Source organism: Streptococcus sp. DD04 (genome assembly GCF_001578725.1).
In the GTDB taxonomy this organism is placed as follows: domain Bacteria; phylum Bacillota; class Bacilli; order Lactobacillales; family Streptococcaceae; genus Streptococcus; species Streptococcus sinensis.
In genome coordinates this window covers 98,324-111,674 of the sequence record NZ_KQ968976.1, presented here as the reverse complement: position 1 = coordinate 111,674, position 13,351 = coordinate 98,324, and the positions used below count along the sequence as shown (strand labels likewise).

Annotated in this window: 11 protein-coding genes; 8 read left to right on the top strand and 3 right to left on the bottom strand. The window is 43.9% G+C overall.

Annotated features, from left to right (window positions below):
- Window positions 1-255: 255 nt before the first annotated feature.
- From STRDD04_RS00510 to STRDD04_RS00500, 3 genes are all read right to left on the bottom strand, one after another.
- Window positions 256-1,563 (bottom strand): aminotransferase-like domain-containing protein, encoded by a 1,308-nt coding sequence (locus STRDD04_RS00510; protein ID WP_062198431.1) that lies wholly within the window; start codon window positions 1,561-1,563, stop codon window positions 256-258.
- Between the two features lie 138 nt (window positions 1,564-1,701).
- On the bottom strand, window positions 1,702-2,214 hold the full coding sequence (locus STRDD04_RS00505) for a transcription repressor NadR (protein WP_062198429.1): 513 nt from the start codon (window positions 2,212-2,214) through the stop codon (window positions 1,702-1,704).
- A 38-nt stretch (window positions 2,215-2,252) separates the two neighbouring features.
- Window positions 2,253-2,777, bottom strand: coding sequence for an ECF transporter S component (locus tag STRDD04_RS00500; RefSeq protein WP_062198426.1), 525 nt, complete (start codon window positions 2,775-2,777; stop codon window positions 2,253-2,255).
- A gap of 209 nt (window positions 2,778-2,986) precedes the next feature.
- On the opposite strand from STRDD04_RS00500, the gene STRDD04_RS00495 reads away from it, so the two are divergent.
- From STRDD04_RS00495 to carB, 8 genes are all read left to right on the top strand, one after another.
- Window positions 2,987-3,325 carry a zinc ribbon domain-containing protein YjdM gene (locus STRDD04_RS00495; protein WP_062198424.1) on the top strand — a complete coding sequence of 113 codons (339 nt, stop codon included), beginning with the start codon at window positions 2,987-2,989 and terminating at the stop codon, window positions 3,323-3,325.
- An 8-nt stretch (window positions 3,326-3,333) separates the two neighbouring features.
- Entirely contained in the window at window positions 3,334-3,963 is a 630-nt protein-coding gene (locus STRDD04_RS00490) for a Pr6Pr family membrane protein (RefSeq protein WP_062198422.1), read from the top strand.
- A 134-nt stretch (window positions 3,964-4,097) separates the two neighbouring features.
- On the top strand, window positions 4,098-6,695 hold the full coding sequence (locus tag STRDD04_RS00485) for a pneumococcal-type histidine triad protein (protein WP_062198420.1): 2,598 nt from the start codon (window positions 4,098-4,100) through the stop codon (window positions 6,693-6,695).
- A gap of 231 nt (window positions 6,696-6,926) precedes the next feature.
- Window positions 6,927-7,454 carry a bifunctional pyr operon transcriptional regulator/uracil phosphoribosyltransferase PyrR gene (gene pyrR, locus STRDD04_RS00480; RefSeq protein ID WP_062198418.1) on the top strand — a complete coding sequence of 176 codons (528 nt, stop codon included), beginning with the start codon at window positions 6,927-6,929 and terminating at the stop codon, window positions 7,452-7,454.
- A complete protein-coding gene (locus STRDD04_RS00475) occupies window positions 7,451-8,731 on the top strand; it encodes a uracil-xanthine permease family protein (protein ID WP_062198416.1) in 1,281 nt (426 codons plus the stop codon). Before pyrR ends, STRDD04_RS00475 begins: the two co-directional genes overlap by 4 nt.
- Window positions 8,732-8,787: 56 nt before the next feature.
- Window positions 8,788-9,705 carry an aspartate carbamoyltransferase catalytic subunit gene (locus STRDD04_RS00470; protein WP_062198415.1) on the top strand — a complete coding sequence of 306 codons (918 nt, stop codon included), beginning with the start codon at window positions 8,788-8,790 and terminating at the stop codon, window positions 9,703-9,705.
- 153 nt (window positions 9,706-9,858) lie between these two features.
- On the top strand, window positions 9,859-10,950 hold the full coding sequence (locus STRDD04_RS00465; RefSeq protein WP_062198414.1) for a carbamoyl phosphate synthase small subunit: 1,092 nt from the start codon (window positions 9,859-9,861) through the stop codon (window positions 10,948-10,950).
- A gap of 88 nt (window positions 10,951-11,038) precedes the next feature.
- The coding region (gene carB, locus STRDD04_RS00460; protein WP_062198413.1) for a carbamoyl-phosphate synthase large subunit at window positions 11,039-13,351 on the top strand (2,313 nt) is incomplete at its 3' end.

Sequence of the window (13,351 nt, the reverse complement as noted above, 5' to 3'; positions counted from 1 at the left end):
AACCAATTCGGTCCTCTCCAGATGTTAGCTGACATCAACCCACTACAGTTGACAAAGAGCCAATTTAAAAAGCTAGAGTTCCATAATTGGGAATCTCTAGCTTTTTTGTGACTGAGAACTATTTTGTCTCAGACTCCTCAATTGTTTTTGGATTGTCGAGCAAGACGCAGTGGTTGAGTGGACTCTACTACGCGGATTTCATCAGCTTTTACAGCCCTACTCAACTGTGCGGAGGTGGGACGACGAAATCGAATTCTAACGAATTACCGATTTCTGTCCCACTCTCTTTTTTAGATAGTCTTTAAATTTTTCCAGATTTTCTTTTAAATCGTCATAATATAACTTGGCATAGTGGTAGGGGCAAGTCTGCATGTAGCTGCTTTCAAAAAAGTCCAGCGGCAGCTTGCTATGTTTGAGGGAGCTGACCGAGGGGAGGGATTTGAGGTCAAAAATCACGCCATCTGTTGTCAACTGGTGTGGCAGAGGGAAATGAAGGGCGTCCAAGAGGGATTGTGCCTTATTTTTTTCAGTTTCTAGTCGTTTTAATAATGCCAGACGATTTTTTTCAAACATCAGATTGTCGATATAGAGGGAGAGAGCCTTTTGCATGATGAGGTTGCTGTCGTAGTCAACCGCTCTTTTATAATCAAGAAATGTCTTCTGAATCTGTGGTGGCAGAGCCAAGGCCGTGATGCGCAGGGCAGGAAAGAGACTGGTAGAAAAAGACTTGATATAGAGGACATGCTGGCTGTCATCTAGATAATGAAAGGGTAGTTCCCGCTTGCTGTCAAAGTCAGCCAGATAGTCGTCTTCAACGATATAGACATCATAGAGCATAGCTAGGGCAAGGATTTCTTCCTTTTCCTGACGGGTGTAGGAGTGTCCAAGTGGATAGTGGAAACGGGGAATCGTATAGAAAAACTTAATCCGCCTTGTTTGAAAAATCCTCTCTAACTCTTTCAGGTCAATCCCAGTCGGTTTACGTTCAATGGTCTCATAAGGCAATTTCTGATTTAGCAGTAAATCATTGATTCGGTGGTAGGTTGGTTGCTCAACCAGAATGGTGTCTTTGCCATTGGGGAAATCAATCTGAGAGAGAATGTAGAGGGCTTGTTGGGTACCGGAAGTCAGAATCAGATTGTCTGAAGAAGTGTAGACTGCGGAGTCCAAGAGCAAGCGCTGGACTGACTGTCGCAACTCCTCCAGTCCTTCTTGTTGGGAATAGTAGTTGAAAAGATAGTTTTCTCGACCAATCAGTGTTTCATTGACACACAGGCGGAAGTCTTCATAGGCCTGATGGCGGTCGTCTGTAACAGCCAGCTCGATATCTTCCTTTTTATTTTGGTCATTTTCCAAGACATAGTAACCACTCTTAGGTACAGCATAAATGTACTTCTGATAACGAAGCTCAATCAGAGCCTTCTGGGCAGTATCTTTGCTGCAATGGTAGCGGTCTGCCAGCTTGCGAACGGAGGGAATCTTTTGCCCCGTAGTAAGCCTTCCCTTGTCAATATCCCTGATAATTTTATCCATGATGATTTGGTACTTAGGTTTTACTGCCATGCTGTCCCCCTACAGATTTCTTTCTCTTATTTTACCTTATTCCTAGGAAGTTGACAAAGTTTCTTGTTCATTCAAAATATAAAAACCAGCCTTGAATTCCTTTCAAAACTGGTTAAATCTAGAATATTTGCGTCGCGCTTATTCTTGCAGAAAGCCCAGTGTAGCTAAGGCTTCCTCAACATAGTCTAAGTCCTGCTGAGAGTCTGCCTCGACTAAATGGTAGTGAATCCCATTTGTAAGCTCGGATAAGGCACGAAAATCGCTCTCTGTGATCTGCTCTAAAAATTGCTGTACATCTCGGCGGCAGGTCAATTTCAGATAGGTCTGGATTTCCCCATAGACAGGATGCTCAATCAGGATATTCTGCATCCGTCCGCCATTATCAACGATTGCCAAGAGTTCAGTTTCGATATCATCTGCCTTGTGTTTAAGCTTAAAAAGCCGATGAAAATGGGCAGGTACGTTGCTTTCTTTATAGACATAACCTCTATTGGTACTGATAATGGGCGCACCATCAGCCCGCAGCAGGGCAATATCCTGAACGATAATCTGGCGAGTGACATGAAATTGTTCAGCTAAAAATTGACCGTTTAAAGGTTGACGAGCTTCTTTTAAAAGCTCTAATAAATCATTTCTTCGTTTTTTTGTCATAACTTCATTGTAAATCAAAACTTTAGAAGATTCAAGCTTTAACGAATCTTTTTCAGAGCCTGATAGACAAATTTTGCAATGACAAAGTCCACCATACTGTGAACGACTGTACCAAGTCCGACTAGACCAAATAAGATATAGAAGGCATTAACCGGATAGGCTGTTGTCGTATAAAAGAGAATGCAGACCACTACCTCACCAAAGGCATGAATCAGGGCCAGCACAAAATTAAAGATCCAGGTCTTTTTCTGACTGTCCAGTGTTTCAGGATGCTTTTGCAGATAAAGAGCTCCGATAGTACCGAAGAGCAGGTGAGACAGGGCTCTCAGGGTGATGATGAAAGGGAGACCGGACATAAAAAATCCGATGGTAGAGCCGAGGACGACAATCACTGTCATCAGAGGCGAGAGAAACATGGCCAGAAAGATAGCAACGTGACTGGCTAAGGTGAAAGAAGCAGGCGGAATGACAATCTTAATCGGCATGACCAGTGGGATAACGATGGCTAGAGCTGTCAAAAAAGCAGTTAGGGTCATAAACTGATTTTTAGATTTTGGTTTCATTAGAATCTCCTTTTTATTAAGTGTATATACACTAGAATAGTACACTGTTTTGTCAGAAAAGTCAAGAAAATTTTTAAAAATAGGATACTTTTTTCAGACTCATTTGTCAAATAAGAGAAAATATCGTATAATAAGACGGTAAAATATGGATGTCATTCAGGTTCTGTTCTTTTTTGAATGTCTGTCCGCTTATAAGGAGAAATGATTTAATGAATAATTTGCCAAATTGCCCTAAATGTAACTCAGAATACGTTTATGAAGACGGCGTTCTCTTGGTTTGTCCAGAATGTGCCTACGAATGGGATCCAGCAGAAGTTGAAGCAGGAGAAGCTGGTCCAGTGGCTATTGATGCGAACGGCAACCAGTTGACCGATGGCGACACAGTTACCTTAATCAAGGATTTGAAGGTCAAAGGGGCTCCTAAGGATCTCAAACAAGGAACGCGTGTGAAAAATATCCGTATTGTCGAAGGCGACCACAATATCGACTGTAAGATTGATGGATTTGGTGCGATGAAGCTCAAGTCAGAATTTATCAAAAAAATCTGAGAAACCCTATGAATAAAAAAGTAATTTTTGCTTATCGCATTCTTCTTCTGATTTTAGCTTTTGTCGGAGTCTATCTGGAAATTGCTAAATACGGCGTGGGGATGCTGATGTACTACACGGTCTTGTCCAATCTTCTGGTTCTTTTATTTATCGCCTATCTTGTTTTTAGGATGTGGACGGACAATGACTGGGACAGCCCTAAGCTTTTGCGCGTGAAGGGCGGCGTGACCATGTGTATCATGATTACCTGCGTCGTTTATCACTTGCTCCTAGCTCCGATTGCGACAGACTTTTATCGGCTGGAAAATTTTCTTTGTCATTACATTGTGCCGCTCATGTTTTTCTTTGACAGTCTTGTATTTGATAAAAGTCGGCAGTATCGTTGGTTTGACCCCATTTCTTGGACAAGTGTCCCCTTGATTTACATGGCCTTCTCCCTCCTTAACGGATTTTTCCTCAAGATTGATATTCCAAGAGCCAAGGACAATCCCTTTCCTTACTTTTTCTTGAATGTCTATAAATACAAATGGCCCTATGTCATCAAGATGTGCTTGATTATTTTTGTAGCTTATCTGGTCTTTGGCTTTGTCTTTTACGGAATCAAATCCCTTTCTTTTTCAAAGAAGCAAAAAGCTTAGATAGTTATAATAGGAGATGAAAAACAGATTTTTTCTGTTTTTTATTTTGTCTCTATTTTTTTCTTGCCAATATCTGCTTTGTGTGATATAGTTAACTAGTTAATAATTAACTGGTTAAACATTGAGGAGGAAATATGACATTCAATAAAAAATTGTTAAGTTTAGCAGGAGTTATTTTAGCTTGTAATCTTTGCTTGGCGGCTTGCCAGTCTCAGTCATCTCATCAGAAGAGCAGCAAGGAAAAGGTAAAAGTTAAGCGAGAGGTGAAAAAGGAAAGCAAAGCTAGTAAAAATGGGGCAGTTCCTGGTATTGATAAGCCGACGGATGATGGCTTTCTTTTTAAAAGCGAGTCTCAAATTAAGGCTAGAACTAGTGAAGGTCTGATTTTAGAGCATGATGGCCACACGCATTTCATTTTTTATTCTGATTTAAAAAATAGTAAATGGGCCTATCTGATACCAAAAGATGGGCAAGCGCCTGCGGGCTCTGCTCACCTGACAAATCAAATGAGCACTGTCGATGATGGCTATGTTTTTAATCCTAAAGACATCGTGTCAGAAGACCAATACGGCTACGTGGTGCGCCACGGTGATCATTACCATTACATTTTGAAGCAGTCTGTAGGTAATCTTGCACAAGTACCAACTTATCGTCCAAACCTCTCTGGCAATGCCACAGGACATATTTATCAGCCGAGTCCTGTACCATCTTCTCCACAGCAGCAAGGCACAAATAAGCGTCAGTTTGCTGGAATTGATTACCCTACAAGTGATGGATTCTTATTTAAAGGCACAGGGGTAACGGGCAAGCTCGCTACAGGCTTGTTGGCAGATCATAATGGCCATACTCATTTTATTCCTTATGAGCAGCTGATTGCTTCGCAGTGGGAGTCGTTGATTCCAGCAGAACATAAGAAAGCTGCTGAAGATGCCTATTATGGCCGACGAGGGCACGCACAGCCTTCACCAGAACCATCGCCGGCACCAGCACCGACTCCTACACCTGAGCCTTCGCCAAAACCATCAGACGAGGAAGAAGAAATTGCTAAGAAGAAAGCCTATTTGGCTCAGCAATTAGGAATCGATGAAAGCTTGATTCAAGTGAGTGATACGGATAAAGGAAAGGTATTCATCTACCCGCACGGCGACCACAGTCATTCGACCTTGATCAGCAAGATTGATACGACCAAGCCTTTTGACCCTCATGGAAATCCACACGCTCATGATGCAGTTGGTATGGCAACCTTGAAGGCCCTAGGATTTGATGATGAAATCATTGAAGATATTTTACATGCTACGGCTGACACCCCATTCCCATCAGACGAAACGGATTTGGAAAAGATGAAAGCTTGGCTGGCAACTGTAAAATACTTAAATATCGGCCAACGCAAAGATCCTTTGGAACGAAAAGGTTTAGATCTAATGCCAAATATTGAAGTTCTGGGAATTGGCTTTACCCCGATAAAGGACATCAGACCAGTCCTGCAATTTAAGCATTTAAAACAACTGTGGATGACAAAGACAGGCGTTACCAACTATGATTTCTTAAAAGAAATTCCGACATTGGAAGGCTTAGACATTTCGCAGAATGGGATTACTGACTTGTCCTTCCTGAAGGATTATCCAAATTTGAAAACAGTCGCAGCAGCGGGAAATGAGATTACCGATATCTCGCCTTTGGCTAAGCTGAAAAATCTAGAGTCATTGAATCTTGACTACAATAATATTTCTGATATTTCTGCTTTGTCGAAGCTTTCAAAATTAAAAGCAGTGAGTTTAGAGCACAATCAACTGCAAGATGTGTCTGCTCTGAGCCAAAAAGAAGACTTAACAAGGCTTTTCTTATCCAACAATCCAAACTTAAATCTCAATTCGCTTAAGGCTTCCCATCTTGAAGAACTTACAGCTGATAATTCCAATGTTCAGAACTTGAACTTCTTGAAGTCCAACCCAAATCTGACAAATCTAAGCCTAAATGGAAATCGTCTGACTTCGCTGGCAGGAGTTGAAGCTGCTAAGAACTTAGTTACCTTGTCCGCAACACAAAACAAGATTAAAACTTTAGACATTCCAGCCACTCAGTCTTCCTTGAAGAATTTAAACTTGGCTGAGAATGAGCTGAAAAACTTGGAAGGAATTAATCAGTTTAGGGCTTTAGACAATCTCGCTGTCAACAAGAATAAAATCACAACCTTAGCGCTGCAGGAACCAAATAAGACGGTGACTTATATCAATGTCAGCGATAATCACATCCCTAAAGAAGAGCTTGAATTGAATGAAAAGCAAATTCCAAAGGCTTTAGCACAGCATTTCCCAGATGTTCAGGGGGGCAGCATTGATAATAATAAGCCTGCGGATGCAAAAGCTGAAGAAATTACTGCTTTAAAAAATCAAGAAGCTACTGAAAGCAAAGCTGAAGAAAATAAGGAAGTGGTAAAAGAGAGCGAGGCTGACGGAACGTCTGAACAAGAGAAGGAAGCATCTGACAAGCAAGCTTCAACTGAAGCAAGCAGCCCAGGAGTTTCAAATAATAGCGAGCATACAGCTGAATCTCCTGAAGCAGAGTTAAACAATCAAGCTGAGAATCTAGAAAACTCTTCTAAGCCATCATCAGAAGAAGTGCCAACTACTGAAAATCCTGAATTAAAAGATGAGCTAGCTCAAGCAGCAGACAAAGAAAATCAAAAGGATCCGAAAGATAAGGAAAAAGCGGATAAAGAAGCTAATCACTGATGCTTATCTAAGACAATCATAAAAAACATAATTTTTTTCTTGAAATAGTTTTTAATTTGTGATATAGTATAAAAAATTAAATAATCCTTTAATTCTATCCAGAGAGATAGGCAAGGAGCAAAGTAAAAATGATGGGCGGAGTGTAAACAAGTGCGTCTTGTGCCAGCCTATCTATATTTTCTGAAGTCTCCTTGTAAAGGGGACTTTTTCTTATGCTTTTAGGAGGTTTAGATGAAGACAAAAGAAGTTGTCGATGACATCACCATGAACCGTGCCATTACACGGATTACTTATGAAATCATCGAGCGCAACAAGGATTTAAGCCAGATTGTTTTGGCGGGCATTAAGACCAGAGGAGTTTTCATTGCCAAGCGCATCCAGCAACGACTGGCACAGTTGGAAAATATCGATATTCCAGTCGGTGAAGTGGATACCAAGCCATTTCGGGATGATGTCAAGGTCGAGGAAGATACAACACTGATTCCGTTCGATATTACTGACCGTGATGTGATTCTGGTGGACGATGTTCTTTATACAGGGCGGACCATTCGCGCAGCTATTGACAATCTGGTCAGTCATGGCCGGCCATCTCGTGTCAGTTTGGCAGTTTTAGTTGACCGTGGTCATCGCGAACTGCCGATTCGAGCAGATTACGTTGGTAAAAATATTCCAACTAGCCATCGAGAGGAAATCATTGTCGAAATGACAGAAAAAGATGGTCAGGACCGAGTCCTCATCGTAGAGGAGGATGCATCATGAGTCAAGAAGTTAAATACGATGTCCATGATATGCCAAAACCTGGTTTACTCTTAGGACTTTCATTCCAGCATTTATTCGCCATGTTTGGTGCGACGGTGTTGGTTCCGATTCTGGTGGGAATTGACCCAGCGGTAGCCCTGTTTTCAAGCGGTTTAGGTACACTGGCTCACTTGACAGTGACCAAGTACAAGATTCCTGCTTATATGGGTTCGAGTTTCGCTTATATCGCTGCCATGCAAATGCTGATGAAGACAGATGGGATTGCAGCAGTGGCGCAAGGTGCCATCACGGGCGGTCTGGTCTACTTTATTGTAGCCCTCATCGTGAAATTCGCAGGGAATGCTTGGATTGATAAGATTTTGCCGCCAGTAGTGGTAGGGCCTATCATCATGGTGATTGGTCTGAGTCTAGCGGGTACAGCCGTTGGCGATGTGATGTACAAGACCGTTGGAGACCAGAAGGTCTATGACATCACCTACTTTGCTATCGGGATGGTAACCCTTCTCTGCGTCATTCTCTTTAACATCTACGGTAAGAAAATCGTTGGTATTATTCCGGTTCTGCTGGGCTTGATTGTCGGTTATATCTTTGCTTTGATTGCCGGAGCAGTGACAGGTCAGGAGATTATCTCCTTCGCCAACGTGACAAAAGCTTCTTGGTTTCACGTTCCGCCAATGAATCTTCCGTTTTTAGATTATGATTTCAAATTGTATCCAAGTGCAATCTTAACAATGGCACCGATCGCCTTTGTAACGATGACAGAGCACTTTGGGCATGTTATGGTTCTGAATAGCTTGACAGGCAAAGATTTCTTTAAAGAGCCCGGTTTGGATAAGACTTTGGCTGGGGATGGTCTGGCTCAGGTCATCGCAGGTATCTTTGGTGCTCCGCCAGTGACCAGCTACGGTGAAAATATCGGGGTTATGGCGCTCAATAAAATCTACAGTGTTTATGTGATTGCTGGTGCTGCTGTATTGGCTATTATCATGAGTTTTGTTGGGAAAGTTTCTGCCCTGCTCCAATCGATCCCGAGTCCCGTTCTGGGTGGTATTTCCATTGCCCTCTTTGGGGTGATTGCTTCCAGCGGTCTTAAAATTCTGATTGAAGCGCAAACCAATTTTGACAACAAAAAGAACCTACTGATTGCCAGTGTCATTTTGGTATCTGGTATCGGTGGTCTGACCCTGCAACTATCAGGTCTGCAAATTTCAGGAGTTGCTCTATCAACTGTTCTAGGAATTGCACTCTACCTCATCCTGCCAGAACCTAAAAATTAGGCTGACAAGCTTGCTACATTTGTTCAACGTTTTTAATATAAAAGGAGTATAACATCATGTCATCAAATCAAATCGCACTTAAAAACCTTGTATCTATGGAACACCTCACTAACGAAGAAGTGATGGCCTTGATCAAGCGCGGAATTGAATTCAAAAACGGCGCAAAGGTTCATTACGATGAGCAGCATATCGTTGCGAATCTCTTCTTTGAACCTTCGACTCGGACTCACAAGGCTTTTGAAGTAGCAGAATTGAAACTGGGATGTGACCTGCTTGACTTTGATGTCAAGACAAGCTCAGTCAATAAGGGAGAAACCTTGTATGACACTATTTTGACCATGTCAGCTCTCGGTGTAGATGTCTGTGTCATCCGTCACCCTGAGGTGGATTACTATAAAGAATTGGTCGAAAGCCCAACGATTACAACTTCCATCGTAAATGGCGGTGATGGTTCTGGTCAGCACCCAAGCCAAAGCCTGCTTGACTTGATGACCATTTACCAAGAATTCGGCCATTTTGATGGTTTGAAAGTAGCTATTGCCGGTGATCTCGATCACTCTCGTGTAGCCAAGTCTAATATGCAAATCTTGAAACGTCTCGGTGCCGAGCTCTTCTTTGCTGGTCCAGATGAGTGGAGAAGCGATGAGTTTGCTGACTATGGAAAATTCGTAACGATTGATGAAGTAATCGATCAAGTGGATGTGATGATGTTCCTACGTGTACAGCACGAGCGTCATGACTATGCTTCTATTTTCTCTAAAGAAAATTATCACAGAATGCACGGTTTGACTCAAGAGCGCTATGACCGTATGAAGGATACCGCTATCCTGATGCACCCAGCTCCTGTCAACCGCGATGTGGAAATTGCAGACCACTTGGTTGAGGCTCCAAAATCTCGTATCGTAGAACAAATGACAAATGGTGTTTTTGTCAGAATGGCCATCATTGAGGCAGTTCTCAAAGGACGTAAATAATCTCAGATATTTAGGTTGGGAGTGGGGTTGGACTCAAAAAGAGTCATCCTGCTCCCTCTTATTATATAGATAGCAAGAATCTGTGGCTGCAGTTAAGTGAATTGAATCCCCCAACTAATTCTTTGGGTTAGTTGGGTACAGAAGGAGGAGACAATGATAAAAAGACTTTTAGTATTGGAAAATGGCATGATTTTTGAAGGAGAGGCTTTTGGAGCTGACCTTAGTGTGACAGGAGAAATTGTCTTTAACACAGGTATGACGGGCTATCAAGAGTCGATTACAGACCAGTCCTATAACGGCCAGATTCTAACCTTTACCTATCCGATTGTGGGAAATTATGGCATTAATCGCGATGATTATGAGTCTATCCGCCCGACCTGCAAGGGGGTAGTTGTTTATGAACATGCCCGCCGCGCAAGCAATTGGCGAAATCAAATGTCTTTGGATGAGTTTCTCAAAATGAAGGATATTCCAGGAATTTCAGGAATTGATACAAGGGCACTGACAAAGGTTATCCGCCAACACGGAACCATGAAGGCGACACTTGCCAATGCGGAGGATACGATTGAGCACATCCAAGATCAGCTACAGGCGACAGTCCTGCCAACGGATAATATCAAGCAGGTGTCTGCCAAGCAAGCCTACCCCGCTCCGGGAACTGGTCGCAGCGTGGTATTGGTGGACTTTGGTCTCAAACACTCTATTTTGCGAGAGCTAGCCAAGCGCAACTGCAGTGTGACAGTGGTGCCTTATGATACCAGCGCCGAGGAAATTCTGCAGCTCAATCCCGACGGAGTCATGCTGTCTAATGGTCCAGGCAATCCAGAGGATGTGCCAGAGGCTCTGGAGATGATTCGGGGAGTTCAGGGCAAGATTCCGATTTTTGGTATCTGTATGGGACATCAGCTCTTCTCCATGGCCAACGGTGCCAAGACGCATAAGATGAAGTTTGGTCATCGTGGCTTCAATCATGCGGTACGTGAGATTGCGACAGGCCGAGTTGACTTTACTAGTCAAAATCACGGTTATGCAGTTAGCCGTGAGGATTTGCCGGCATGCTTAATTGTGACCCATGAAGAAATCAATGATAAATCCGTTGAAGGAGTGCGCCACAGATATTACCCGGCCTTCTCCGTTCAATTTCACCCTGACGCTGCACCTGGTCCGCATGATGCCAGCTATCTCTTTGATGAATTTATGGAGATGATGGATACTTTCCAAGAGATTCATTCAAAGGGTTCCTAACCCAGCGCTAGGAGATTTATATTCAAATTTGCTTGCCAGTATATTTAAGTTTATGCAGGGACATAGACAATAGAAAACGAGGTAAAAGATGCCAAAACGTAAAGATATTCAAAAAATCATGGTCATTGGTTCTGGTCCGATTGTCATTGGTCAGGCTGCGGAGTTTGACTATGCAGGGACCCAAGCTTGCTTGTCCTTGAAAGAAGAGGGCTACAGTGTCGTCTTGGTTAATTCCAACCCGGCGACCATCATGACGGACAAGGAAATTGCAGACAGGGTTTATATCGAGCCTATAACTCTGGAGTTTGTTGCGCGGATTCTGCGCAAGGAGCGGCCAGATGCTCTTCTGCCTACTCTGGGCGGCCAGACCGGACTCAATATGGCCATGGAATTATCCAAGTCAGGACTTTTAGAAGAGCTGGGAGTAGAACTCTTAGGGACCAAGTTATCGGCCATTGACCAAGCGGAAGACCGAGACCTCTTCAAGCAGCTGATGGAAGAGCTAGGCCAGCCCATCCCTGAGTCAGAAATTGTCAATACAGTTGATGAAGCACTGGAATTTGCGGCTGGCATCGGCTATCCAGTCATTGTCCGTCCAGCATTTACACTGGGAGGAACTGGCGGCGGTATCTGTAGCAATGAAGAAGAACTACGAGAAATCGCAGAAAACGGCCTCAAACTCTCTCCAGTTACTCAGTGTCTGATCGAGCGCTCCATAGCAGGCTTTAAGGAAATCGAATATGAAGTCATGCGGGATGGTGCAGACAATGCGCTGGTGGTCTGCAATATGGAAAACTTTGACCCAGTCGGCATTCACACAGGGGATTCTATCGTTTTTGCGCCTAGCCAGACCCTTTCGGACTATGAATACCAGATGCTGCGGGACGCCAGTCTCAAGATTATCCGTGCGCTGAAGATTGAGGGCGGCTGTAATGTGCAGCTGGCTCTGGACCCGCATAGTTTTAAGTACTATGTCATCGAGGTCAATCCGCGGGTTTCCCGCTCATCAGCCCTTGCCTCTAAGGCGACTGGCTATCCGATTGCCAAGCTGGCGGCGAAAATCGCGGTCGGACTTACATTAGATGAAATCATCAATCCGGTGACAGGTTCTACCTATGCCATGTTTGAGCCAGCTCTAGACTATGTGGTCGCTAAGATTCCTCGCTTTCCATTTGATAAGTTCGAGCAGGGTGAGCGCCGTCTGGGAACCCAGATGAAGGCGACAGGCGAAGTCATGGCTATTGGCCGCAATATTGAGGAGAGTCTGCTCAAGGCTTGCCGTTCTCTGGAAGTTGGTGTGGATCATAATGAGCTGCCTGCTCTCAGCCAAGTAAGCGATGATGAGCTGATGAGGAAGATTGTCAAGGCGCAAGACGACCGGATTTTCTACATCTCAGAGGCTATTCGCCGTGGTTACAGTCCAGATGAAATTGCCGAGCTGACTAAGATTGATGTCTTTTTCCTGGATAAGCTGCTCCACATTTACGAAATCGAGCAGGAGCTGGCCAGTCATATCGGAGATAGTTATGTGCTCAAGAAAGCCAAACAAAATGGCTTTGCGGATACTAAGATTGCAGCCTTGTGGGACATGACAGCTGAGCAGGTGCGTCGCATCCGACAGGAGCAGAAGATTGTGCCGGTTTACAAGATGGTAGATACCTGTGCTGCTGAGTTCGAGTCTTCGACACCATATTTCTACTCGACCTATGGCTTTGAAAATGAATCTGTCAAATCCAGCAAGGAATCAGTTCTGGTGCTGGGTTCTGGTCCTATCCGAATCGGGCAAGGGGTCGAGTTTGACTATGCGACCGTCCATTCTGTAAAAGCTATTCAGGCAGCTGGCTATGAAGCGATTATTATGAACAGCAATCCAGAGACTGTATCGACTGACTTTTCTGTCTCTGACAAGCTATACTTTGAGCCGCTGACCTTTGAAGATGTCATGAATGTCATTGAGCTGGAACAGCCTAAAGGTGTTATCGTTCAGTTTGGCGGGCAGACAGCCATTAATCTGGCAGAGCCACTGTCCAAGGCTGGTGTTAAGATTTTAGGCACCCAAGTAGCGGACTTGGATCGAGCTGAGGACCGGGATCTCTTTGAGCAAGCTCTGAAGGAACTGGATATTCCGCAGCCGCCGGGTCAGACGGCTACTAATGAAGAGGAAGCGGTAGAGGCTGCTCGTAAGATTGGCTTCCCCGTTCTGGTGCGACCTTCCTATGTCTTGGGTGGCCGAGCCATGGAAATCGTAGAAAACGAAGCCGATTTACGCTCTTATATGAGAACAGCGGTTAAGGCCAGTCCAGACCATCCAGTTTTGGTTGATTCTTACATTGTCGGTGATGAGTGCGAAGTGGATGCTATTTCCGATGGCTGTCAGGTCTTGATTCCAGGGATTATGGAG